Source organism: Emticicia fontis (genome assembly GCF_054779675.1).
This window is the reverse complement of sequence record NZ_BAAGXU010000062.1, coordinates 1-25575: the sequence shown is the minus strand read 5'-3', so window position 1 is coordinate 25575 and position 25575 is coordinate 1. Positions and strand designations below refer to the sequence as shown.

At 37.1% G+C, this 25575-nt stretch carries 22 protein-coding genes; 11 read left to right on the top strand and 11 right to left on the bottom strand.

Annotated elements, in window-relative coordinates; genetic code table 11:
• Positions 1-29: 29 nt before the first annotated feature.
• Positions 30-1058 carry a YncE family protein gene (locus tag ACYVFA_RS23845; protein WP_460474374.1) on the bottom strand — a complete coding sequence of 343 codons (1029 nt, stop codon included), beginning with the start codon at positions 1056-1058 and terminating at the stop codon, positions 30-32.
• Between the two features lie 222 nt (positions 1059-1280).
• On the opposite strand from ACYVFA_RS23845, the gene ACYVFA_RS23840 reads away from it, so the two are divergent.
• From ACYVFA_RS23840 to ACYVFA_RS23810, 7 genes are all read left to right on the top strand, one after another.
• Positions 1281-2075, top strand: a complete 795-nt coding sequence (locus ACYVFA_RS23840; RefSeq protein WP_460474373.1) for a DUF4198 domain-containing protein — start codon at positions 1281-1283, stop codon at positions 2073-2075.
• A 127-nt stretch (positions 2076-2202) separates the two neighbouring features.
• On the top strand, positions 2203-2595 hold the full coding sequence (locus ACYVFA_RS23835) for a hypothetical protein (protein ID WP_460474372.1): 393 nt from the start codon (positions 2203-2205) through the stop codon (positions 2593-2595).
• A gap of 223 nt (positions 2596-2818) precedes the next feature.
• Positions 2819-3631: an MbnP family protein gene (locus tag ACYVFA_RS23830; RefSeq protein WP_460474371.1), complete on the top strand. Its 813-nt coding sequence runs from the start codon at positions 2819-2821 to the stop codon at positions 3629-3631.
• Between the two features lie 8 nt (positions 3632-3639).
• The gene (locus tag ACYVFA_RS23825) at positions 3640-5148 is read left to right on the top strand and encodes a cytochrome c peroxidase (protein WP_460474370.1); all 1509 of its coding nucleotides are present in this window, start codon (positions 3640-3642) and stop codon (positions 5146-5148) included.
• A gap of 13 nt (positions 5149-5161) precedes the next feature.
• Positions 5162-6661, top strand: a complete 1500-nt coding sequence (locus tag ACYVFA_RS23820; protein WP_460474369.1) for a cytochrome c peroxidase — start codon at positions 5162-5164, stop codon at positions 6659-6661.
• Entirely contained in the window at positions 6658-6915 is a 258-nt protein-coding gene (locus ACYVFA_RS23815; RefSeq protein ID WP_460474368.1) for a YHS domain-containing protein, read from the top strand. The genes ACYVFA_RS23820 and ACYVFA_RS23815 overlap by 4 nt, the downstream gene beginning before the upstream one ends.
• Positions 6912-7259 carry a heavy-metal-associated domain-containing protein gene (locus ACYVFA_RS23810; protein ID WP_460474367.1) on the top strand — a complete coding sequence of 116 codons (348 nt, stop codon included), beginning with the start codon at positions 6912-6914 and terminating at the stop codon, positions 7257-7259. The genes ACYVFA_RS23815 and ACYVFA_RS23810 overlap by 4 nt, the downstream gene beginning before the upstream one ends.
• A gap of 799 nt (positions 7260-8058) precedes the next feature.
• On the opposite strand, the gene ACYVFA_RS23805 is transcribed toward ACYVFA_RS23810, so the two are convergent.
• The 9 genes from ACYVFA_RS23805 to ACYVFA_RS23765 all read right to left on the bottom strand — a co-directional run bounded on the left by ACYVFA_RS23805 (position 8059) and on the right by ACYVFA_RS23765 (position 22945).
• Complete coding sequence (locus ACYVFA_RS23805) at positions 8059-9408, bottom strand: c-type cytochrome (protein WP_460474366.1); 1350 nt, start codon at positions 9406-9408, stop codon at positions 8059-8061.
• 6 nt (positions 9409-9414) lie between these two features.
• Positions 9415-10884, bottom strand: coding sequence for a c-type cytochrome (locus ACYVFA_RS23800; protein ID WP_460474365.1), 1470 nt, complete (start codon positions 10882-10884; stop codon positions 9415-9417).
• Positions 10885-11065: 181 nt separating this feature from the next.
• Complete coding sequence (locus ACYVFA_RS23795; RefSeq protein ID WP_460474364.1) at positions 11066-11794, bottom strand: helix-turn-helix domain-containing protein; 729 nt, start codon at positions 11792-11794, stop codon at positions 11066-11068.
• Between the two features lie 352 nt (positions 11795-12146).
• Positions 12147-14096, bottom strand: a complete 1950-nt coding sequence (locus tag ACYVFA_RS23790) for a TonB-dependent receptor (protein WP_460474363.1) — start codon at positions 14094-14096, stop codon at positions 12147-12149.
• Positions 14097-14294: 198 nt separating this feature from the next.
• Positions 14295-15464: a DJ-1/PfpI family protein gene (locus ACYVFA_RS23785; RefSeq protein WP_460474362.1), complete on the bottom strand. Its 1170-nt coding sequence runs from the start codon at positions 15462-15464 to the stop codon at positions 14295-14297.
• Between the two features lie 46 nt (positions 15465-15510).
• Entirely contained in the window at positions 15511-16623 is a 1113-nt protein-coding gene (locus ACYVFA_RS23780) for a DJ-1/PfpI family protein (RefSeq protein WP_460474361.1), read from the bottom strand.
• Between the two features lie 54 nt (positions 16624-16677).
• The gene (locus ACYVFA_RS23775) at positions 16678-18993 is read right to left on the bottom strand and encodes a TonB-dependent receptor (RefSeq protein ID WP_460474360.1); all 2316 of its coding nucleotides are present in this window, start codon (positions 18991-18993) and stop codon (positions 16678-16680) included.
• Positions 18994-19277: 284 nt separating this feature from the next.
• Positions 19278-20522: a PepSY-associated TM helix domain-containing protein gene (locus ACYVFA_RS23770; RefSeq protein WP_460474359.1), complete on the bottom strand. Its 1245-nt coding sequence runs from the start codon at positions 20520-20522 to the stop codon at positions 19278-19280.
• Positions 20523-20587: 65 nt separating this feature from the next.
• Complete coding sequence (locus tag ACYVFA_RS23765; RefSeq protein WP_460474358.1) at positions 20588-22945, bottom strand: TonB-dependent receptor; 2358 nt, start codon at positions 22943-22945, stop codon at positions 20588-20590.
• A gap of 329 nt (positions 22946-23274) precedes the next feature.
• Between ACYVFA_RS23765 and ACYVFA_RS23760 the strand changes: the two genes are divergently transcribed.
• Positions 23275-23589 carry a hypothetical protein gene (locus ACYVFA_RS23760; protein ID WP_460474357.1) on the top strand — a complete coding sequence of 105 codons (315 nt, stop codon included), beginning with the start codon at positions 23275-23277 and terminating at the stop codon, positions 23587-23589.
• An 88-nt stretch (positions 23590-23677) separates the two neighbouring features.
• Here the strand turns inward: ACYVFA_RS23760 and ACYVFA_RS23755 are convergent, their stop codons facing one another.
• Positions 23678-24055 (bottom strand): hypothetical protein, encoded by a 378-nt coding sequence (locus tag ACYVFA_RS23755; protein WP_460474356.1) that lies wholly within the window; start codon positions 24053-24055, stop codon positions 23678-23680.
• A 316-nt stretch (positions 24056-24371) separates the two neighbouring features.
• On the opposite strand from ACYVFA_RS23755, the gene ACYVFA_RS23750 reads away from it, so the two are divergent.
• The 3 genes from ACYVFA_RS23750 to ACYVFA_RS23740 are packed head-to-tail and all read left to right on the top strand — an operon-like array spanning position 24372 to position 25541.
• Entirely contained in the window at positions 24372-24581 is a 210-nt protein-coding gene (locus tag ACYVFA_RS23750; RefSeq protein ID WP_460474355.1) for a helix-turn-helix transcriptional regulator, read from the top strand.
• Entirely contained in the window at positions 24574-24906 is a 333-nt protein-coding gene (locus ACYVFA_RS23745; RefSeq protein ID WP_460474354.1) for a HipA N-terminal domain-containing protein, read from the top strand. The genes ACYVFA_RS23750 and ACYVFA_RS23745 overlap by 8 nt, the downstream gene beginning before the upstream one ends.
• The gene (locus ACYVFA_RS23740; RefSeq protein ID WP_460474353.1) at positions 24903-25541 is read left to right on the top strand and encodes a HipA domain-containing protein; all 639 of its coding nucleotides are present in this window, start codon (positions 24903-24905) and stop codon (positions 25539-25541) included. The genes ACYVFA_RS23745 and ACYVFA_RS23740 overlap by 4 nt, the downstream gene beginning before the upstream one ends.
• The last annotated feature ends 34 nt before the right edge of the window (positions 25542-25575 follow it).

Genomic DNA, 25575 nt, shown 5'->3' with positions numbered 1-25575 from the left:
TGGAGTCCACGAATAATCTACGAAAATTTTTATTCGCTCAGCACAACGCCATTGGGCAATGCGCCAACCGGAATATCGGTCAGTTTCTGGTGTTTCGTTGCATCTACTACCGATAGCGTATTGTCTTTTTTGTTAACAATGTAGGCCATTTTTTCGTCACCCGAAAATGCGATGGCGCAAGCATCCTGCCCGGTGATGATAGTAGACTTCAGAACCCAGGTATTATTCTTTCGTTCAAAACAAGCTACCTTATCCTCTCCCGTTTGGCAAATCCAGAGTTCGTTCAATAATTTATTATAGGCTACTTGTCCGGGCTTAAACTTGAGGTCAATAAACTCATACGTTTCAAGGCTTGTTTCATTCACAATGTTGATGGTTTTCAGATTCTTGTTTTCTACATAGATATTTCCGTCATTTCCAGCCCAGACATTCGTCGGGAATGGGTCAACTTTAATATACTTTTTTATCTGTTTTAATCGGGTATCAATTGCCAGAATGAAGCTGCTTTCTTCTAAAGCTACAAATGCGTAATCTCCATTTTTAGAAAATATAATTTCGGTAGGATCTGATCCTAATGAAAAAACGGCTTTTTGTTCTCCTGTGTTTGCATCAAAAACATGCATTTGTCCGGCATGCGTAGCTGCTGCTGACCATATTTCAGAATTATCATTAGAGAACACTGCGTTATAATCCGGCTTAGGCAAAGATAAATTTAACAGAACTTTGCCTGTTTGAGCATTCAACACCATAACACCTCCTTTTTTATCTGTAGCCTGATGCAATAAATCATGGCTCTGGTTAAAATCAAATTCAGGAGTAGCTACCAGTATTTTTTTCCTGTCGGGCGATAAGCCGATATGATGAGGAAAGCGGTCTTTTACAGGTAGTTGAATTGTTTTTTTTACTTTCAAAGTTCTCAAATCAATCACAGAAATACTACTGCTGCCTCCGTTTACTACATAAACAGCCGGACGTTTAATTCTTCCACTGGTACTTGTAAAATTTTTCCCACATGAAGTCAAGCTTAAAAGTAAAAAGAAGTAACATATCAGTCTCATCTACAAGAATTATTTTGTTGTTAAGCTTGGGTATTTGTTTGCAATATAAACTTCCGGTAGTTATTAAATACAAAATCTCCTCAATCATTGTACAATATTGCATTACTAAGAAAACTCATAAGGAATAAATAATATTTTATGACCGATTCACTAAATGGAGTAATTTTGTCTGAAAGAGAATAAACCTACCTGATTGTACCCTGTTTTTAATGCGATACATTTATGATGAAGAAAATTACTGTTACATTAAGTCTGATTTTTATATCTTCGCTACTGGTTATAGCGCATGAGTTCTGGCTCGAACCCCAAAAATTTCTCCTGGAGATAGGCGAAAAATTACATTTGAAACTCTTTGTGGGAGAAGGATTTACTGGGGAGGAGATAGATTTTACAAAATTAAAAGTGGCTAAATATACACACTACACCCCTGATGGAGAACGAAATACCAGTGGCAGTTTAGATGAACAGCAACTGAACGATTTTTTGAAATTTGAAAAAGAAGGGAATCATTTGATTGCCTTGAATAATACCAACAAACATATAGAACTGGAAGCCGATAAATTTAATGACTATCTGAAAGAAGAAGGGTTGGATGACGTATTAGCATGGCGGAAAGCCCATAATGCACTGGATAAAAAAGGTCGGGAAATGTATCAGCGCTGTGTCAAGACGCTGCTGCAAGTTGGGAAAAAGCATGATGAAATCTACCGCCAGAATACTGGCATGCGTTTAGAGCTCATTCCGCAACAAAATCCGTACACTACTACTCAATCACTCACATTTCAGGTATTATTTGATAATAAGCCTATAAATAAAGCCCTTGTTTTAGTATGGCAGAAAGGAATCGAAAAGCCGGAACTTAGAAAACTAAGAACGGATAAATCAGGCAAGGTGTCCTTTAGTTTTGAACCTAAGGGTATCTATATGGTCAGTACAGTTCACATGGTTCCTTATAGTAAACCTGATGAAGCCGACTGGCAGAGTTATTGGGGCAGCTATACTTTCGGCTTCAAATAAGTTATTTATAATGACAATAAAAAAGTCAAATTTCGTTGTATAGAATAGATTGACTAAAACATGATGTTGATCAGGTTTAGCTAAAAAAGACTCATCTGGTAAGCAATTATGCATTACCTTTGTATTGATGTTCAAATTCAAGCAAATAGCACTCATTTTTCTTTCACTGGCCTTAGTAGTGAAGTCTTTTATTGTGCCTTTTATTTGCCTTGATTATGAACTTCGGAAAGATTTTATCATCAAAAATTACTGCGTTAATAGAAATAAACCCGAATTGCATTGCGACGGAAAATGCTTTTTAGCAAAAAAGATCCAAGCACAAACAGAAAAAGAAGAACGAAGTGCGCTTCAGAATTTTATTTATAAGCTATTAGAGATAAATACTTTTGAGAGCCTGAATAACTTTACGTTTGACAACGTAATTGAAACTAAAGAATATTCTGCAAGAAACTACCCTTATAAACTTGAATTTACCAGAGAATCTCTTTCTTCTGTATTTCATCCTCCTGCTTTAATCTAAAAAGCTCTCTTATTTTTTACAAGTCTGATTTCATTTTGAGACAAGCGATTATTTTTCAATAATTGTAGTTTGTCTTAGTTGAACTATTACACGGGTAGTAATTAATTCAGATTTATGGACTGGGTGGTTATATCAAATCAATGATAAACAACTACACCTTATAAGGAGGAGCTAACTAAGTTGATTATCTTTTTGTAGTAATTAATTGATAAAGAATTTAACAATGAAAAAAATACTATTTATTCTATTCTGTGCTGTTTCGGTAGCAAACGCTCAAAAAACAGGCTCTCTAAGCATTCATTTTGACCACTTTGTAGGTAATGAGCCATTAGTTTTAAACGATAAAAAATACAAAAATGCAGCAGGAGACGAGTTCGATATTTCTCTGTTTCAGTATTATGTAAGTAATGTCAAACTTATCAGAAAAGACGGGTCAACATACGATGTTCCCCAAGATGATTCATACTTCCTGATCCGCGAAAGTAATAAAGAAAGCAAAACTATTACGCTTACCAATATTCCGAAAGGTAAATTTACGGGTATTAGTTTTTTGATAGGTATTGATAGTGTCAGAAGTGCCTCTGAAATAGGACAGCGCAAGGGATGTCTGGATGTAGCTGGAGAAGCCAAAGACATGTACTGGGCGTGGAATTCAGGCTATATCTTCGTCAAAATGGAGGGCACCAGTCAGCAATCTACTGCAAAAAACAATATTTTCATGTATCATATAGGTTTATTTGGAGGCATTGGCAACAAAAAGACACTTAACAATATTCGTTATGCCACAATTAATTTAGGTGGAGAAACCTTGCGGATTAAAGACAATAAAAGTGTGCCTCAGATTAACATTAGAACCGATGCCAGTAAATTGTTGAATGGCGATACTAATGTTGAGATAGCAAAAAATCCGACTGTAATGGGTGGCCCTTATTCTGCAAAAATAGCTGAAAACTATAAAACCATGTTTTCGTTTGCAGGTTTAGGTACTTTGGCCACAGGTATTGATAAGAGCAAAAATGCTTTGGGTATGAACTAAAAACAGACATGAGAGCAAAGGTTAAAATATTTTTATTGTTAACAGGGGTTGCTTTTTTATCATTTAAAAGCATGACCGGGCCTGAGCTTTTTTCTGTTCCAACTAATTTCCCCAGGCCGACTTATCATTTCGACAGTAACCCACTTAGCAGTGCAGGCGTAGAATTGGGCAAGACCTTGTTTTATGATGCCATCATTTCATCAGATAATACCGTTAGTTGTGGTAGCTGTCATCAGCAGTCGGCCGGGTTTACCCAGCATGGGCATGTATTAAGCCATGGGGTAAATGACCAGCTCACAAAGCGCAATTCAATGCCTTTGTTTAACCTGGCCTGGTCTGGCAGTTTTGGCTGGGATGGCGGTGTGCATGACCTTGATTTCTTTGCCGTTTCTCCCATTACCAATCCGGTTGAAATGAATGAGTCTCTTGGAAATGTGTTAGAAAAACTCCGGAAGTCGCCACAATATCATGCTTTGTTCAAAAGTGCCTTTGGAACGGAAGAAATCAACACAGAGAGGTTTCTGAAGGCACTTTCTCAATTTATGCTGACCATGGTTTCTGCCAATTCCAGATATGACCATTATATGCGCTATGAAGGAGTAGAGCTTACTAAAGTTGAACTGGAAGGAATGGAGATATTCAAAAAGAAGTGTGCTTCTTGCCATTCGGGCGAATTATTTACTGATTTTTCATTCAGAAATAATGGCTTGGCGCATTTGAGCGAAAATGACTTTGGACAGTTTGAGGTTAATCAGAATGAAAACGACAAGTTTAAATTCAAGGTGCCAAGTCTCAGGAATCTGTCTTATACTGCTCCTTACATGCATGACGGCAGATTTACAACCTTAGAGGAAGTGCTGGAACACTATGATTCAAAAGTTGAGAAAACAGATTTTCTTGATAAGGAATTGAGTAAGGATGGCAGATTGGGGATAGCATTGACACCAGATGAAAAACAAAAAATCATGGTTTTTCTGAAAACCCTGGATGATGAGGATTTTGTGAAAAATCCATTTTTTTCTGAGGGGTCACTCCTTAATGCCATTCCAGTTAAGAATATTGACGATGACTTGATGAACTTTAAAATTACAGATAAAACCCAACAGGATTTGTTCAGCCAGAGTGTCGAGGCCTATCTGAAAATCAAGACTGCCATTCAGGCAAATAATAGTAAACTGGCCGGAAGTGAAGCCAAAAAACTGATGAAGGTATTATCTAAATTCAATATTCAGCAAGCTTCTCAAAAAGAGTTTTTCAGGAAGTATCAGGATAAATTATTCTTCGATGCAGAGCATATCCTTGAAGGAATACACTCTACCGAACACCAATTAGACCATTTTAAAGACTTATCGGACCATTTGTATATTCTTATTGCGTCTTTTAAAGCCAATCAGAAAACCCTGTATTTTACTCAATGTCAGGAATTTAAAATGGATTGGTTAAGCAATATGCCTGCTGACCCGTTTGTAATGAAAAATTGTAAAGAAGTGCAAACCAGAATTTTAAAGAAAGAATAGATGCTTTAACCAAATGAAAGTCAGGCTTAAAATAGGATTCATATCAGTCATGATTGCTTTTTTATCGTTCAGGAGCATTTCTGAGCCGACACTTTTTTCAGTGCCTGATAATTTCCCAAAACCTGATTATCATTTTGACCGTAACTCAATTACTAAAGCCGGAGTAGAATTGGGCAAAACGTTATTCTATGACGCGCTTCTTTCATCTGATAATACCATTAGTTGTGGTAGCTGCCATCAACAATCAGCCGGATTTACCCAGCATGGCCATGTGCTGAGTCATGGGGTAAATGACCGGTTAAGTAAACGAAATGCCATGCCTTTATTTAATCTGGCATGGGCTAACAGTTTTGGTTGGGATGGGAGTGTATCTGATCTGGATTCCTTTGCGGTAATGCCCATCACCAATCCGGTAGAGATGGACGAGTCTTTTGAAAATGTACTTGAAAAATTGCGTACATCCACACTATACCCTCGTATGTTTGAGAAAGTATTCGGTACCAGTGAAATCAACTCAGAACGACTCTTGAAGGCGCTTTCGCAATTTATGGTAACTATGGTTTCGGCTAATAGCAAATATGACCGCTATGTTAGAAATGAGGGGGTAAAGCTGACAGAGACAGAGATGGAAGGGCTAACATTGTTTAAGCAGAAATGTGCCTCCTGCCATTCAGGTGACCTATTCACAGATTTTTCGTTCAGAAATAACGGATTGTTCATGAGTGAAGAGGACAAAGGTCGATTTGAAGTAACCAGGCTTGAAACGGATAGGTATAAATTTAAAGTGCCTACGCTTCGGAATCTGACTTATTCGGCACCTTATATGCACGATGGCAGATTTGCAACGCTACAAGAGGTATTGGAACATTATACCTCTAAAGTTGTAAAATCTCCAACATTAGATGTTTTACTTGAAAAAGACGGTAAACCGGGCATTCCTCTGAATGCTGATGAACAACAAAAGATTATTGCCTTTCTGAAAACACTAGATGACGAGGACTTTATACGAAATGCATCATTTTCAGAAAGTACCCTTGTCAATGAAATTCCGAGAAAGAATATTGACGCTGATCTGAAGGATTTCAGAATAAGCGATGTGTCAACAAGAGTATTATTCAATAAGAGTATTGATGCTTATTTGTCAATTAAATCGGCGATTGAAATAAAAAACAGTGTGCAGGCAGCTGATGCAGCAAGAACCTTTATTAAAACCCTCAACAGGATTCGTATCTCCGATACAGCCCAGAAAGGGTTCTTTGAAAATTATCAGCAAAAACTCTTTATTGATGCCAAACGTATTATTGAGGGAGAGAATTTCTATGCACACCAATTGGATTATTTTGATGAACTATCAGCGCACTTATATGTTCTGATTGCCTCATTTAAAGTTAATGATAAAGTGCTTTATTTCAACGAATGTCTGAAATCAGATGCCAAATGGCTGAGTGATACTGTTAATGATACTTCTGTAAGTGTAAATTGCAATGATATACAAACAAAAATTTTAAAATGATGAAAAAATACATTGTTTTGTTCGCTTTAGGTTTTTACTATTATGAAGCTGATGCACAGGAACCAGTTACAAAAGGTGCAGCACAGAAAGAGAATAAAACGCTGGATAAAGATGGCAAAGACCCTGTTTGTGGCATGAAAGTGAAAAAAGGAACAACGCTGGTGAGTGTGTATAAAGAAAAGCAACATGGCTTTTGCGGAAAAAACTGTAAAGAAAGATTTGATAAAGAACCTGACAAGTATGTAAGAAAATGAATCGCAAAAAGTTCATTTCTACATTCACTTTTACGTTGTCCGGCCTTTTGGCTGTTGGGAATGACAAGATACCCAATTGTACTATTAAGACCAGACGCATTTGTAATGTCTGTCAATATAAGTTAGGCAAAAGCATTTATTTCGAAAAAGGTGTAAAGGATGTTAAGGTTGACTGGATAAAAGAAACTATCCAGGTTTCTTACGATGCTTCTAAAACCAGTCCTGAAAAATTGAAACAGTACATTGTTTCAATTGGCTATGATGCGGATGAGTTAAAAGCAAATATAAAAAAAAGAGAAATTCTGAAGGTCTGCTGTGAAAGTGAAATAACGATTTGTAAATAAAAGATATAAAAAAAAGTATTCCTTCTATTTTTGGTAATCATTTGGTTTGATGTGCTTGCCTGAGATATTTGTGGCTCTGCAAATGGGGGGGCCTTTGTGGGGATGGCATCCGTGCAGGAATCCAATTTATAGGGCTTCGGTATAGATACCGTAGCTTTGAATCGCATCTGAATAATGTATTACTGAAAACCCGTGAGACTTTTCAAACAACTCAATTATAGGCAAGATTTTGTACCGTTAAAACCCGGCAGATTATGGCTTTCCCGCCTTATAATTCCAATCAACAAGTATTATTAAATAGTAAAACAGAAACTCAAAAGAACTAAGTATTTCTTACAGACTTCCGGTATATCAGAACCTAGGAGAGGGCGAGCTAAAGTTTTTACCCCAATATGGGCTAAACCATGCCAAGAATTTCTGAATTTTTACAATTCAATAAAGTGGCTTTAAGAATTATTTATTGAACTTGTTTAAAATTAAATATTCAAAGAATGATACTCATACCAAACAGATATTATGTTCTCAGAATACCTGTTTGACAAGCAATTTTTACACTTGCATATTTTTATGCAAGTACAACATTTTATTAATAACAAGCTCCAAATAGTTACTTATTATTAATAGAGCCCTTTTATAAATTGATAGTTTTTTTCTAACTTATTCTCTTCTTTGAGTAATTTCTTGTCTTTCCTTAAAACAATAAGTAGCGAATAAATATCAATTGTTATTTTGGAAATTAAAACAATTAGACCCAAAGTAAGAGCGACGAAAATTGATGTTGTTTGCATGCTGTTAAATTTTATTTAATTGATAGAATATATTTGGCTACTTCGGTTCTGTCTTCGTCTGATAGCTGAGCAAAAGCAGGCATTTGTGGGTAGTCTGGTCTTTTTTTACCCGGGGCTTTTATCCAATTTTTTAACTCCTCAATATTGTTTGAATAAATGGAAACCATTTCTGTAATTGGCGGGCCGACCAACTTTTCATTTTGTTGATGGCATGCTGAACAGTTTTGTTTAAAAATGGCGGCGCCTTTGGCTACTTCTCCCAGTGATGGGTCTATTTCTGATTCTTCCATTTTTTCGGCTATCGGATTTTCTCTTGCTTCCTTGCTCAATCTTTGAAATTCTTTAGTGTGTGCTGCTACCAATTGCTGGTGCTTAACCAAAGCGTTGCTCCTATACATTTGTCGGCTACCCCCGTAGAAAATCATAAAAACAAAGATAGAAAAAGCAATTTTTTTGAAGTGAATGTCTATATTTTCTCTTTTACCTACTATAGATTGATAGCTAAACCACAACGCAAGAACCAATAAGCACCCAGCACCTATCATTAGGCCTATTATATCATACGTTATTCCTTTAGATGGTAAAGTAAATAGGACGATTATTCCGAAGAATATTTGTAAGAATAACCCAACTAAAGCAATTTCATAGCCTAGTTTTTTTATATCATAGCGAATGAATTCATTCTTATAAATAATTTCAAAGGGATAGTTTTTACGGTTATTGTACCATGTGATGAATAGACCTGTTACGGCTATGCAAGCTCCAAGAAATTCAAAGTACCTAGGAAATACATTAGGTAACATCAATGCACTAATAAAACCCTTTATTGTTCCCCATTTTTCAGGAAACATCATCAGGTTTACATTGGTTAGAAATATTAACGGTATGATTAAGAAAATACCCACTGCTAAAGCCATGATCAGAATATGTATTTTCTTATTATGCTCGAAACTATGCCAGGTATATTTATGCAAATAGGTGAGTAAAAAAGCAATTGTAACTAATGGGATAATCATGATCCAGGCAAAGCCTGTGAGTGCATTTGCAGAATAAAAATAAATGGTATACAGCGTATTGATGCTCAACAATGGAGCAATACCCAAAACAACTGCCAGACTTTTATTTACAGTAATAGTTTTGGCGATTTCGTGGGCAAAATCATCGAAACGTTTGTCCCGCAATCCTTTTATCTGAGCCCAAAGGGTAACTATACTACCACCAACCATTAAATTGATGAAAATGATATGGACCAGAAAAGATACCACCAGCAGCACAGTTAAAAGCCAGACCGGCAAGGGCAAGTCTAAAGGAATATCTTTAGGAATAGGTGTAGCTACTTGCAATAAGATATTATCGAGCATGGTATATTATTTTTTGGTTAATTGCTTATCTGTTTCCTGATTTTTGCTTTCTAACATTGAAGAAACAGCAGTAGCACTATTAATAGGGTTCACTACAATACCTGTGATTTGAGCACCTTCCAAGCTTTCACCGGTTTGCTGAACTGTTTTGATATAGGCAACAAGCGCATTTAATTCTTTTTTATTACCGGGGAATGGGGGCATATAGGTTCTCCCTTTATGCATATTGGGGATGTACGCTGCCATAGAATTTTCGTCTAATGGCTTGCCAAAACCGTACATCCTTTCAAATACAAATACAATTGAATTAACACCTTGAGTTGTATGACATCTACTGCAGGTATTCATAAAAACATTTCTGCCCGCTTCAATTTTATTTTCTTCCGTTATTTCATTTACTGTAGTATAAGTAGCGTATTTAAGTATCCCGTCTTTTTTGTAAAGCGGATAATCTTCTTCTCTTAAAAGATTAGAATACATATATTTACCAATTACATAAGGTTTACGGACAAATTCTCTCACTCGTTCAAAAATTCCTAAAAAACCAAATACAAACAGGCAAGGGATTAACACATAGGCAAACCTTATTTGTTTAGGCTTAAGCAATGCAGCAATTGCCAGTACTATGGAAAGTGCGGCTGTGCCGATAATAAAGTATTTCAGAAGATTATAGTATTGAGCAAATTCCTGTGTACCTATGGCTACACTCATATTGTCTTTCATCGCAGAGGGTAGTACGTTCCAGTAGAACGTGGCACCCAGTAATACAAAAGGTAGCCATCCTAAAATCCACTGACCTGCGTATTTAAGGGCCTTAGTTCGCATTTCTGTTCCTCTTTTTGAAAAAACAGTAGTAAGTAGCATGCCAAAAACACCAGCCACAAGCATGGCCGTAGGGGTTCTGAATAAAAGTTGAGGAACATAGATTGGATTTGTAAAACCATTAATCAGGCTTTTACTGGTATTCCAATTACCGGGGTCCATCATAAAACCCAGGATAGATACAATGATAGCCATTGTTATCCAGGAAAAAATAGATAAAAACCAACCAAATTTAATATGACGGAGCTTAGCTTTCAGAGATGTATTTGCATTCTTCCAGGTCAGAAAGTAAATCAGTATTAGTATAACTTCCGTAACAAAAACAAGCCATTCAGTAAACCAGGCCCAATAGAAAACCCGAATGAGACTACCGATGGAAGAAGGACTTACCAATGCTACTGAAAACCATATACCAACACCGGTCATCGCACCTATGGTGGTTGTTATGATAAAGGCAACTTTCATTTTATTATAAACAAAATTGTCCCAGGCTAAATCAGTTATTTGATCGCTTGGTGCGTTTTTCACGCCTTTTTGCTCTAACCATGTAATATAGGGGATGAATCCAACAGCTAGACCGTGATTGATAAATACATGCAAAATGGCTATCGCAGCTATCAGGAAGCGATCATTGAGCCAGTCTAGGTGAAACATTGGGAAATCCATTTCTAATCAGATTTAATTTGGATGCAAAATTGATTAGAAACGGCAATGGAAGCTAAAAATTAAAAAGCGGAAGGTTTAGATTTTCGTTAGTGAGGGTTGTACTAAATCATATCTTTATTTAGTTTTTTATATCCGAATATAATATTTTTCAATTTGTTAATTTTGTTTTTCAATTCTGTATTTTTCTGAATTGTTCTGGTGTTGATTCGGTTTGTTTTTTAAAAAAGGTAATAAAATAGGAGCTACTTTCAAATCCTAACTTATCGGCTATTTCGTTGATGGAAAAACTGGTATAATGTAGTAATCGCTGAGCTTCTATTGTGATTTTTTTTCTTATCATTTCTCCCGCTGTTTGTGCTGTTTCTTCCTTACAAATTTTATTAAGGTAATTGGGGCTTACATTTAACTGTTTTGCATAAGCTGAAGGTAGTTTTTCTTTGTTGAACTGTTTATCAATCAATGCCTCAAATTGATGTACTTTCTCTTGCTTATGGTTTTTCTTAAACATTAATCCATTCGGATTCATCAGCCTTTCTACTTCAAAAAGAAGAATATTTAAATAAGACCTTAATACTTTTGTATATTCCTTTTGGCCTGATTTATACTCTTCGTGTATCAGATTTATTAAAGTGTCCCACCGGATTTTTTTTTCATTTGATAGCCTGATATAAGGTTTGATGGTTAGTTTTAAAAAGGAAAACTGGTATAATACATTACTATTATATCGTAATGAAAAGAAATCTTCGGTGAAACAAATTATCTTACCTTTTGCCTGCCTGTTAATATCAATGCTACTTATGCAACGAGGTTTAACCATAATCACTTTCGGTTCGTCTAAGCGTATTTTATGATTGTCGATGAGCATTTCACCCTCAGCATGCTCTATAGTAATAAGCATATAAAAATCTTGTTTGTGCGATGATTCCAAATCCGGAAACTTTTCTAGTAGCCCCTTTAAGTCATCCATCCAAAATTGTCTTATATACTTGCCAAATAGCTGTAGCCCGTATACTTTTAATTCTTCTATGCTTTGCATATTATTATGTATGATACTGTCGTTGAAATTATTTCTGAAGAGTTACCTTTTTTAAACTAACTCATTATTTAGCAGATAATTCCCTGAATCATTAAGTCGGTTTATTCAAGCTCCTGTTATACTTTTCAAAATGCAAATGATTAAAGTACTTATTTCTCTCATAGCCTTTTAAAAGACTATGAGAGAAATTCAAATGATGTCTTTGAAAGAAAAATTATTTTAAACCAATTTTAGCAAAACTTGCAGATACACCAATTTGTATCCAGCGTCCAGGCATCACATAACCAGGGCGATAAGCATAACTTGTATTAAATAGGTTTTCGATAGCAGTAAATATCTCACCTTGTTGGCCTAATATTGGTAGTTTATAAGAGATTCGCGTATTGATTACAGTAAATCCACTTACACGTTCGCCATTTATATCACCAGCTGAGCGCGTTCTGTTAAGTGCCCACGTTGCTGATTGGTATTGTCCGTCAAAAACTATTCTCAGGCGTTTAACTCTTCCATTGATACCTAAAGTAACTGCAGTTTTAGGTGCGTAGGGAAGGTTTGAGATAGTAGGATCGAGTAGTGTTATTCCTGTAAAAACTTGCCATTGTTTTGCAAAAACTTGTCTTAAACCTATTTCTAAACCTTGAATTTGGTAATCTTCTAGGTTTATAAACTGAGGAGGTGGAGGTACATTAGGTGGGAAGCCGAATACATAACGATTTTTAACTTTGTCTTGAAATAAATTTATGTCTAAATCAGTATTTGCAACCGGCGACCATTTTATGCCCACTTCCAGATGATTAACTTCCTCCGGTTTTAATAGCTTCCAACTATCTCCTAAGGGAGCTATTAATGAAGATAAAAGCGGAGCTTCCAGTCCCGGGTAATTAATACCTTTTGATAAATTTCCGAATAGAGTGAATACATTAGATTTAAGGCTTATGCCAACCTGTGGGGCAAAACTGGATTCGAATTTATTATGGCTATAATATCTGAGGCTTACAGATGGTCTTAGTTGCCATTTGTCATTAAGTAAAAGAGCTTGAGTTAAAGCCAGATAAGGAGACGTTATACTAAAATCCGGAGCATTATAAGTTGTTTGAGGTGCAGGAGCGATTCTTTCAAAATCGGCTGAACCTTGCCAGTAATCAAAGTCCAGGCCGACTATTAAATTAGCTAATTTCCAAGGGTTTATTGATTCGTTCCAATGTAAGCCACTTGTTTTAAAGTGAGAAATGGTATTACCATCTGGTGCGGGCAAATCTAACCACGAACCCATGCCTTGATTAGTATAAATCTGTAACCTTCCTCTGAGTTTTTGATACTGATGAATTAGGCCAATAGAAAACATACCTGCTTCAGTGTTATACTGTGGCGCTATTGCTGGCAGTGTAGTCCGTGCATCACCCGGGTCGCTGGCTTTATTGTTGACATATAAAAACTTAAATTCTGTGCGCCAGCTTGAACTTAAATGAATACCTACGTTTGCCAGAATATTTTTAAGTTCCCCATTTGCGTTTGGCCTATGACCGTTTGAACGGGCAAAGCCCTGAGCTATATTGTAGTCTACTTTGCCAGCTTTACCGGCAAGATATACCTGCTCTACAAAAGTACCGAACGAACCTGCAGAAATTCTTCCGCTACCTTCAATTTTAATACTATCGGCAACAGAATTGAAGGTTGTTAGATTAATTGAAGCAAAATTATTCCCGTTAATATGGGGTTGAGGGCTTTTATAGACTGTGACATTCTGAACTGCGTTAATTGGCAAAAGGTCTAATAACGGGTGATTCCAGAGACCCATGTAAAAAGGAAGTCCATCTATGTAGGTCTTGATTTCGCTACCGGGTCGACTTACGCCCATTCCTCTAATAAAAACAGCACCACCTTGGTCTCCACCGAAAGCGCCTACCGGATTATAGCGTGCTATTTGAACTCCGGGAGTACGGCGAAGTGCTGAGGCCAGATCGATAGCATTCAAATCCCGTATCTGGGCCTTAGAAATAACAGCCGATACTGAGGCAAATGAATCTACTTTTGTTTCTTCTATCAGAGGTTTTGCTATAACTACAACTTCTGGCAGAGCAGTAACCTTTTGTGCATATAATCTACTGCCTGACAAAAACGTTACTGAAAAGAATATTAATATTTGTTTTAATCTCGTATTCATTTTTAAATTATTTATGATAATCATACTAACTTATATCGGAAGAATTTATATATAAACCTATACAGACAGAAGACTCTAACTATTTCGAATTTAAGTCTTGAAATCGGAAATGATTAAAAGATTTCGCTACATTCAAGCTTGGTTACATTAGTTGAGTAGAAATAAATAATGTTTTTTATCTTATTTAGTACGCTTGTCCTAATGATGGCACTTCTCTATTACCTCATGAAAGCGGTCATGCAGTGCAAAAATGGCCTTCTTTAATTCTTCCTCTGTTTTTTTCTTTTTTACCAGTTTTGCCAGAGCAATTGATTCTTTTTCAAGAAGGGCAATGGATTCTTCTACACCCGGTTTTTGAAACTTTGCCGGAATTACCGATTTTTTCAACAGGGTAGCTTTGGTAGCCAATACGGAGGCGTTAATATAAAGTGGCTTCAGGTTACCCTCTTCAGCAGGATGAAAAGTCTGCGACATAGTGATGTGATAATCATCTAACTCAGGCCATTTGCCTTCATTTACTTGTTTATCTCTCAAGGCGGCCTCTCTTTTTTGTTTCTCTTCTTTAAACAAAGACTGCATACCCATATCATACATTTCAAGCATCATGTCAGCCACAATTTTATCTGTTTTAGCAACAGAACCTGCATCATAAGGAGGCTTTGGGTCATATTCCAGATCAAGCATCACGCCTTTGGTGTATTTTTCACCCATCAGTTCATTCATCATGCCTAATGCCATATCAATACCTGCGGATACCCCTGCCGAAGTCCAGTATTTACCATCTCGCACGTAGCGTTCGGGCCGATAGGTTGCGCCATACATTTTCATGATTTCATCAGCACGATACCAATTGCAGGAAACTGTTTTACCTTCCAATAGTCCTGTGGCTCCCAGAATCCAGCCACCTGTGCATACACTTGCTGTATAGACAGAGTTTTTGTCTATTTTTCTTATCCAATCCAGCACCTCAGTATCCTGAGTCTGAAGAAACGTTTCTTTTGCACCACCCGGAATCACCAGAATATCTAACTGCTGTACATCGGCAATCGATTTGGTAACATTCACTTCTAATCCCCGCTGATTTTTGATGAGCCCTTTGTTTTTGGCAACAAAGAATATATCTACCTTCATGAGCTGCGATAAAACCTGATAAGGGCCTACGGCATCCAGCGTATTAAAGCCGTCATACACATATACGCCAATGGTTTTGATATTCTCCTTGGGCTTAGTCATCAGGATTTTCATCATTTCCATTTTTTGCTTTAATTTTGATTGCTCCTTTTCACTTTCAGGTTTTTCCTGAGTAAATGCCATGACAGGCATCAGGAAACAAAGAAACATGAGTAAATACAATTGATTTTTTTTCATATCGGGTTTTGTTTAACAGAGAGATATTTATCAACTATGATTTATCTTATTGGTGTGAAATACTGAATCTAACCTCAAGCATATTTGATTCAGTTTGATGAATCTGAATAGTCGAGAACCAGTTTTTATTTCTATCCTTTTTTGTCCATTTATTTTCAATTTCTGTTTTTTGCCAACCTGCTGCCTGCTCCAGTTGAATTCTGAAAAGATTCTGCAATTCATCTTTTGGTATTGTGGCTTTTACATTGGCTGAAACCTGCCATTGCTCTTCATTCCCGTTATAGTTGGTAAGCACATAATCAAAAGGAATCAGTACATTCAAAATGTCCAGCACATATTTGTCTGCCAATTTTCCTCTGACAAATTGCTGTTCTTCTTGCCAGTTATATTCCAGTTCGACAGCCAGCTTTTTTGCCTGCGCTTTTCCTAAATACATTGAAACCAGATGAAAAGCCGCATCTATTCCGGATGAAAGTCCGGCTGCGGTAATTATTTTACCGTTATCGGCATATCTTACTGAATCTACCACAATTGCTTTAGGCGTAATTTGTTTTAATCTTTCGATGGCAGAATAAAAGGTAGTGGCGGTAAGATTATCTAAAAGGCCTACTTTAGACAGATAAAACGCACCATTGCAGACTGACATGAGATGTTCTGTTTGTTTGCTCATTTTCAGAATCCAGTCAGTTATTGTTTTCTCAGACGGATTTAAATTTCCACCGGGAATCAGAACTATGTCAGGGGCAGGCGCATTTTCAAAGGTATAATCAGGCTTTATTTTAAGACCCATACTTGTTGCCACCGTTGCATCATTAACCGAAACAGAATACACCTGCATTCCGGCTGCGGCTAAAACCTCCCAGGGGCCTGTAAAGTCAATGATTTCTACACCTGAGAAAATAATAACAGCCACTTTTTTATTGCAACTATTTCCATGTAAGCCCTCTTTGTTTTCATAGCCCTGATAGGCAGCAAAAAGGGTCATCCCACAGGTAGGACAAGTGCCTGGCTCTGAAAAGTGAACAGTATCACACTCCATCTGGCAGGGCGGGCATTGAAAATGAATTTTCTTGTTGTTGAATTCCAGTGTTTGTGCCTGCAAGTTTTTCAATGGCAACAATGTAAGTAAAGCAATAAAATATAGCCAATTCCTCTTCATGATTTTGCTTTGATTAGAGCAGAAGGGCTTTACTCCTTCTGCCTGATTGAAATACTAAAACTTTCCAGTCAATGTAATTCCTGCCATTCGTGGTGTGCCCATCATGTAAGAGCCATAGCCATAAGCCATATAGCGTACATCGTTTAGATTACGAACCCAAAAGGCAATATCTATATGGTTGCTCGTAACACCTGCTCGGGCATTGAACATGCCATAAGCACGCTGTTGAAACGCATTTACAAAATCTAACTGGTATTCTCCAATGTATCGGTATTCGCCTCTGATAAATGCCTTTACGTTCTTAGCAGATTTTGAAAGAGGTATGCCATATTGAACCGCAAACATTGATTGTAAAGCGGGATTATTAATCGCTTTGTTGCCTTTGTAATCTTTTACGGAGTTGGTTGCTGCATCAAATAATTCTAATCTTTTATATTCGCTGTGCGAGGTGCTTGCTGTCCAGTCTATTTGCAGGTTTTTGATTGGAAGTGCCGATGCCTCCAACTCCAATCCATAATTATCCATATCACCCACATTCAGTGAGGCATAGTTTATACCATCCTGAGAGGTTGATACTTGTTGGTCTTTTTGTTGAAAATAGAAAGCCGTCAGATTTAATTTCAGACTGTTATAGAACAAACTATTCTTTAATCCAAGCTCATAATTGTCCGATTTTTCGGGGTTGTAAGTCGGGTTTTGTTTATTGCCGAAATTAAACCCACCTACTCTAAAGCCTTTCGCATAAGAGGCATAAATCATCGAGTTATCGGTCAGTTTATAGCTCAGAATAACTTTTGGTGTAAATGCGTTGAAGGTTTTCTTCGCTGTGCTATCGGCTGTTAAGGGTGTTATTATACCACTTTTTTCAAATGCTGAATTTTGCGTTAGCTCACGGCGTTCAATATCATATCTTGCTCCGACTACAACATCAAATTTTGGAGTAATGGCATACGTAGCTTGCCCATAAAACGCTATACCATAAGCGTTTCTTTTTCCATTACCAACCGAGCCATAAGGAGCGTTGGGGTCGAATAGCGCATAATCCTGGTCGAAATAGGTCGTACTACTGTTCTTTGATTTTTCACCGAATAGAAACGAGCCAGCCGTCCATTTAAACTTATTGGCATTGGCAGGAGATGAAAAGCGTAACTCCTGTGTCCACTGTTTTTGTTTTGACAAGGTAGTAAAGCTAATGAGTTGAGCAGGGCCAAAGTCAAAATCGAATCTTCCAGGAAGCCAAATATGGTAATCGACCAATGAAGTGATAGAAGTAAAATTGAAGTTTCTATGGTAGTATTTTACTGCCAAAGAAGTATTGAAATTGGTTCTACGTTCGGTATTATCCCAATTTCCAAAAACCGTAAAAGGGGTAGCTCGGGCAGCACTGTCTGTACCCGACCACGGATAAGCTCCCTGGTCTTTATTATTTTCGTACCTTGTATTCCAGTCGATAGTCAGTTTTTCTGAAGCAATGTATTTTAAATTTACATTTCCGTTGTAAGTGTTGTGCTTGTCAATATATTTGGTTTCAGGTGTTGGGTTCGAGTAAATAGCCCCACGATTATTCGATTGCAAACCCGCATTCATAAACAATTTATCTTTGATAAGTGGCGTATTGAAACCCACACTATAACGTTGTTGTCCATAATTTCCCAAATCTACCTCAGCAAATCCACTGGTTTTGTTTGTGGGTCTTTTGGTAATAATGTTAAGCACCCCACCAAAGGCATTTCTACCGTAGAGTGTACCTTGTGGGCCACGCAAAATTTCAATTCTTTCGATATTGTTAAAGTTGAGTGGTGCCGAAAAATAATCAAACTGATAAACGCCATCTACGTAGGTTGCCACGGCCTGGTCATTTGAAAAACCCATCGCACCACGAATATTTAAAAAATTTGACCCCACACTATTGCCGTGTTCAACCGTAAATGTGCTAGGAGCTAAGGCTGTGAGGTCAGTAATACTCCAAATGCGGTATTCTTCGATTTTCTTGGCGTTTAGAGAAGTGATGGCCAATGGCGTTTTTTGCAGATTAGTTTCGATTTTATCAGCGGTTACTACTACTTCTCCCAAATCCTGTGAACTTTCTTTTAGGGTTAAATCTAAAGTTGTAATACCGTTTACCTCCACATTCTGGATTTGTGAAGCATAACCAATGGCTGAAATCGAAACATTGTATTTTCCTGTTGATAAGGCAATTTCAAAAGCACCGTTTTTATCTGTAATGGCTCCTTTTGGGGTATTCAATATCGCAATCGTTGCTCCAACAACCCCTTCACCAACTTGGTTTTTGATTGTTCCTTTGATCGATTGAGCAAATACATTGCTCATTATCAGGATATTAAATGTAAGTACTATTATTCGTTTCATTTATTTTTTGTTTTAGTAAAACAGCCAGGTCTGATAGACTGTGTGCGGTTTTGTCTATTTGAATTAAAGTGAGTAAATGATGATAGCAATGATTATAAGCACCAAACAAATCAGTGTAATCTGAATCGTTCGGATTGTATAAAGCAGAATGCTTTTCAATTTATTCTGATGTTCGGTTGGCAAATTTTCAAAGTGTTTCATAGGAATAGAGTTAAAGAGATTTTAAACCGGGTGTGCATCTCTGGAATTGTACCAATGCCACTATAGATTTTTGTTATCCTTATCTAAGCCACACTTTGTTTAGACCTGAATTTATCAATTAAGAATATGAGTAATACGCTAAGGCCAAACAGTGGTAATATTACACCTAAGGCAAAAATTGCTATTATTAATGCCATACCTGGGCTTAGGTTTTTTGGAACTTTTGGTACACTTAATGAACCTGTTTTTTTTCTAAAGAAGTAAGTAGCAATTGCAGTAATGCTTAATAGCAAAAGACCTGAGGCTATAAATATCATTAACAGCCAATTCCATAGTCCAAACTCTCCCTGATGAAATGCCATCACCCACTGCCTGCTTTTCATCATTAAGCCTATATCCGCCCATGTATTTTTTTTCAGAACCTCTCCGGAATATTGGTCAAGGTGAATTTTCTCCATAGCACTCAGGTTCGTGGTTTCATTATATACACTATACACACTTGTAGGGCTCTCCGGTAATTCAATAATAGTTGTACCATCTAAGTTCATGGCTTTGGCTTTAAGTACTATTTCATCCAATGCCAGAGGTTCGCCAACAGGAGTAGATTTTATTCCGTTACCTTCCCAGGTACGTGGATAACCACTATTGGTTACTTTCTGAACCCATTGGTAGCTTTTGCCAAAAACATCTGTCCAGGGTAATCCACCTGCTAAAACAAGCAATAGTAAAAATGAGAACCAAAAACCTGCAAGTGCATGTATGTCTCTAAATAATATACGTTTTGATTGGTTGGTACGAACGCTGAAAAAACTCTTGATACCACCGCTTCTTGGCCAAAAAAGATAAAGGCCTGTGATGATCAACACTACCATCCAACTGGCTACTAACTCAACTACCTTGGTGCCATAGCTGCCCAGCAAAAGTTCTCCATGAAGTTTCCGGACTTTATACATATCAGTTTCATTGATATTTATGGATCCTTTAACTTTTTGGCCGAAAGGATCAATATACAAATGGGATTTATGAGAAAATTTACCTGATATAAATTCTGTAGCCTCGTTATCTGATTGTGGAACAATCATGCCTGAAGGTACTTTTTTCCACTCTTTTTTTGCCAGTTGCCATTGTTCTTGAAAACTCATTTTGTTTTCAGTTTTTTGTTCTATATGCGTAAGAGCTGCCTTTTGAGGTGCTTCATACTTATCTTTAAATAAATATATCAAGCCAGTAGTTGCCAGTAAAATAACAATGGGGGCTGAGATTATGCCGCCGATAAAATGCCATTTTACAATCCAGGGATAAATGTTTTTACTAATTTTATTTTTCATATCAATGCTGTTTTCAGGAACACGCAAGACTCTCCTCAAAATCTTGCGTGTTCTTGTGTTGACGATTACTTTTTACCTACAAAATTGTATTGAATACCCATAACAAACGTACGTGGAGCCGCAGCCGTAAAAGTCGAACGGTCGGTTGCAGCATTACCACGGGTAGCATTGGTTGCATATAGTGCATCAGTCAAGTTCATGATGTTTGTATAAACTTCAATGCCTTTCCACTGATACCCTGCACGGAAGTTTACCAGGTCATATCCATCATAAGAAATGGTATTAATCTGGTTTTGATACCACTTACTCACGTGCTGCCATTCAACTGAAGTACGGAAACCTTTCAACCAGGCAGGATAATAACTTAATTCAGCGTTCCACAGCCAACGTGGTGCAGAAGGCATATCTTTACCATTCACGTCTTTCAAGGCATCAGAATCTTTTTGACTTAAAATGAACTCAACATAGCGATGAATTGAATAAGTACCACCCGCACGGAACATTAGCTGTTTGCCTGGCTTGAAAGTTAAGCCTAATTCAATGCCCTTGTGAATTGTCTTACCAGCTGCCTGATAATCGGTTGAATTGTCAGGCTGGCGAATGTTTAGCAATTCGTTTGTGCCGGTCATTTGATAGAATGAGGCATCTACATAAATCTTGTTTTTAAGTAATGATGCCCAACCACCGAATTCGGCGTTATTGAATGTAGCAGGTATCAGATTGTAGTAAAACAAGTCTCCATTAGGTGCCGGAGTGGGTCTTTTACGGAAGATAGCCGTTAAGCCCGATGGAGCAAAACCTTTAGAGAAATTGGCATATAAACCTTTTCCTTTTCCTAAATCGTAGGTTAAACCAAGTTTTGGTGTTGTTTTGGTATAAGTTTTAGAACCTCCGATGGCTTCTCCAGTCGTTTTATTAATGTCAAGATTATTTACGAAGTCGAATGACATATTATCATAGCGTAGCCCTGCCGAAAGTCTGAGGTTTCTGACTGGCTCGAAATCATATTGCAGATAAATGGCTGTATTGCGAATGTCTGCGTTATAATCCGCTATTTTAATATCCGGGCGTTCCTTTAGTATGGTATATTTTTCAACTGATTTTTTATCTGCTCTAAGTTGAGCGGCTAAATCAATCTGATAAGACCAATAATCATTTGGAGAGAAATCAACGGTTGTACCGATGATTGCTTTAGAATTTAAAAACTTAAAGTTTTGCGTATGTTGTGCAATTACACCCAAACTTTTAAAGTCATTCGAGTTAATTTCTCCACGAGCAGTTGTTGCTCCCGAAGTCCAACGAATACCATAGCTTGGGTTTTGCCCATGCTTGTTATCTCTGGCAAAAACAGTGATAAATGACTGAGAGCCGTTGCTCCAATCTTTTTCAAAAGTGAGGCGTGTGCGAAGCGAGTAAGACTTGCGGTAAGTAAAATCGGTTGTACTAATATACTGACGATTATAGAACGCAACGCTGTCTACACTACCACTCGTTTGAGAGTTGTACTTTGCATAAGACAATGTATAAATAAGACGGGCTTTAGGTGAAATCTGATATTCTAAGCGGGCATATTGCGCATTTTTTGTATAATCCGAACTGGTCATCCAGGCATCTTTTTGCTCTGCTACCAAGCCACCCAGATAAATACCAAATTTGCCAATCGTTGCCCCTGCCCCATATTGTACTCTACGATAACCCCATTGGTCGAACTGTACACCTACACGTGCTGTTGGCACTGCCGTTGGGCGTTGCGAAACAAAATTAACAGCACCACCAACTGCTTCGGGTCCGTAGATAGAAGAAACCGGTCCTTTTACTACTTCAATAGAACTTACCGTAAATTGATTCATTTCTAGCAATGAGTTGTGATTGAAAACTCCCATCGGGCGAATCGGCACACCATCTTCCAGATACAAATAGTAGGCATTGGTTGTCATAGGTTGGCGGATTGCCATCATGTGCTGTTCATTATTGAGGTTTACCATCATTACACCCGGGGTTTTATTGATTACCTCATACACAGATGTTGCTTTGGCTTCGTCAATTTGTTTAGGCGTAATTTTCGATATTGCAATGGGCGTTTCGGTACGCAAACTAGCTTCACGATTTCCAGTTACAACAATCGTTTGTAAATCTTCAGATGCCGTTTCGAGCGATATTGAAAGACTTTTCCCTTCTACTACATCAATAGTTTTGGTTTCATAACCAATGTTTGTAATAACTAATTTTGTAGCGTTGACTTTCAATTCAAAAGCTCCACTAATATCTGTTATTGCTCCAACAGTGGTGTTTTCGGCTTTTACAGTTGCCCCGACAACCGGTTCTTTTGTATTGGCATCGTAGATTTTTCCTTTAATTAACTTTTGAGCAAAACTTAAATTGATAGAGATAATGGATAGTATGATATATAATATTTTTTTCATTTCTGATTGACTTAGGTAAAACATAAATACGCACGTATTTTTCCCAATTCTTAAGAATGGATGAATACGAAAGAGAGAAATTTACGTATATGAGATTCCTAAAGCTGTGGTGGCTTCAGAATTGAAGTAGTGGGTGATAAAAAATAATTGTTTAAGTAAGTGTAGTTGAAGATTGGAGGTAAAATGACTTTAGATGTCTTTAAAACATCACAATTTTGACAACGGTGGAATAACTCAAATAACAGTTTATAGGAGTTAACTTTCGATTGATGGTTATCTCGCTCTTCGGCAGCTTTTAATTTTTTGGCTAAATAGCATTTTCCATCACAATGGAGTTGCGGACGATTTTTATTTACACAATAATTCTTAATAATGTATTCTTTATTAAACTCATACTTAAAATAGATAATAGGAGCTATCATAACCCGCACCATCAGCAAGCCACAAACGAACAAGGTCCCTATTTTTTTGCAATTATTCAAGCTCTTTTATCAGGCGTTAATAAGAATATAGCACAAGGTTTCCGCCAAAAGGTATTTGAGCGAAGTTTTAACCTAAATGAAAATGTGATAAGAGTTATTTTTCATGCAAAACTTTGCATGGGCGCAAACAAGCCTTTGAGCCAGGAAGCTGACCTTGGTTAAGGAATGCGGTTTTAGGTCTATCCTAATAAAAACGCATAAGAACTTGACGGAGATTCAGAGATTCCGGCGCAAATAGTAAAAAGAAAGATTAGCTCAGACAGGGTGGACGGAAAAAACGATTGATATACTGAGTAGAATAATGGAAATTGTAAGTATGTATTGGCTTGGGTTGAAGCGTATGAATATAGGCAAAACTTGGCTGAAATATTTCTTCACAGATAATGATAGGCAATTCGAATTTCTCAAAAGCCTGATGGCCCGCCTGTTTTTCTTTTTCTTCTACAGCTTTCAGACGTTTGGCCAGATAGCATTTACCGTTACAATTTAATTGAGGTTTGTTTTTATTCACGCACAAAACATTGGCGATATAGTTTTGTCGGAGCGTATAATCAATTAAATAGTATACCTGAGTAAAGGGTCTGACCATTACCGAAAACAGAAGTAATATAGCAATCGATTTTCTCAAGTAGAAGATATTTGGCGCAAATATATAAGAAAGTAGTCAAATTTCTATCTAAAGTTAAGGTATTTCTATTTACAAGCCTGATAAATGATTTTATTACCTTGTGTCTGTAATTCAGAAATCTTGTTCGTATCATTGACGCAAACGGTTGTTGAGGTAGTAGGGTAAAAGCAAACTCTTTTAGTAGTGTTGTTGGTTACTTATGTCGTAGAAGGTAGGAGGGAATAAGCTTTTTTGTGGGATGATTATATTTTTTATACCCTAAAAGGTATATTTACTTAAAAATAGTTATATTTATACCCGTTAAGGTATGAATATTATGAATCCAATCAGTGAGTTTGTTAAACAAAAACGTAGAAGTGTAAAATTAACACAGGAAGAACTTGCTCATAAAGCAGGGGTGGGGCTTCGTTTCTTGCGCGAGTTGGAACAAGGGAAAACCACCCTCAGGCTTGATAAGGTAAATCAGGTTCTGGATATGTTTGGCAGCCAAGCCGGAGTAATCAGAAAGGAGGTGAGTGATGAATAGAGCTGGAGAGGTGTTTTTCTACGAACAGTTAGCAGGTGTGATTTTTGAAGATGAAGACGGGTATCATTTTCAATATGATAGTGATTATCTTACACAGGAGAAAGCTCAGGCTATAAGTTTGACTTTGCCTTTACAGGAAAAAGCATTTCATGAACAAGTATTATTCTCTTTTTTCGATGGATTGATTCCTGAAGGATGGTTAATGGAAATTGCTGTTGAGAATTGGAAAGTTAACCCCCGTGACCGTATGGGATTGTTGCTGAGTACCTGTCGTGATTGCATTGGCGCTGTAAGTATCATTCCAAAAACAATAGAATCGATATGAAAAAGTGTTTATACTGTTATAAGCCGCTTGAAGAGGAAGCCAATGATTTTCATATCAAATGTTCCAGAACCTTTTTTGGATCAGATAAACCTCCTGTTCTGTCTTTGGCTAAAGCTGATTTAAAAGCCATAGCAAAGCAAATTATTGCTAAAAGTGTTACTGTGACAGGAGTGCAGCCCAAGCTATCATTAGAAATTGAAAAAGTAGATACTAAGCATAGCAGGCTAACCATTGTCGGATTATGGGGCAGTTATATCTTGAAGCCTCCATCAGATGTTTTCGAATCGTTACCCGAGAACGAAGATCTGACCATGAAACTGGCGGGTATTTGCGGTATTAAAACAGCGGCACATTCATTGATAAGACTTCAATCCGGTGAATTAGCTTATATAACTAAGAGATTTGATAGAAATAAAGGTCAGAAAATACATGTAGAAGACTTTTGTCAGCTGACAGAAACATTGACCGAACACAAATACCGGAGTTCAATGGAAAAGGTGGGGAGAGCGATTCGCAAATTTTCTACTAATTCAGGTCTGGATTCGCTTTCATTTTTTGAACTGAGTCTGTTTTGCTTTATAACAGGAAATGCTGATATGCACCTCAAAAATTTGGTTATGTTTCTAAATGTATGATGCTTTATAATTTCTATAGTTCATAGTTAATTTT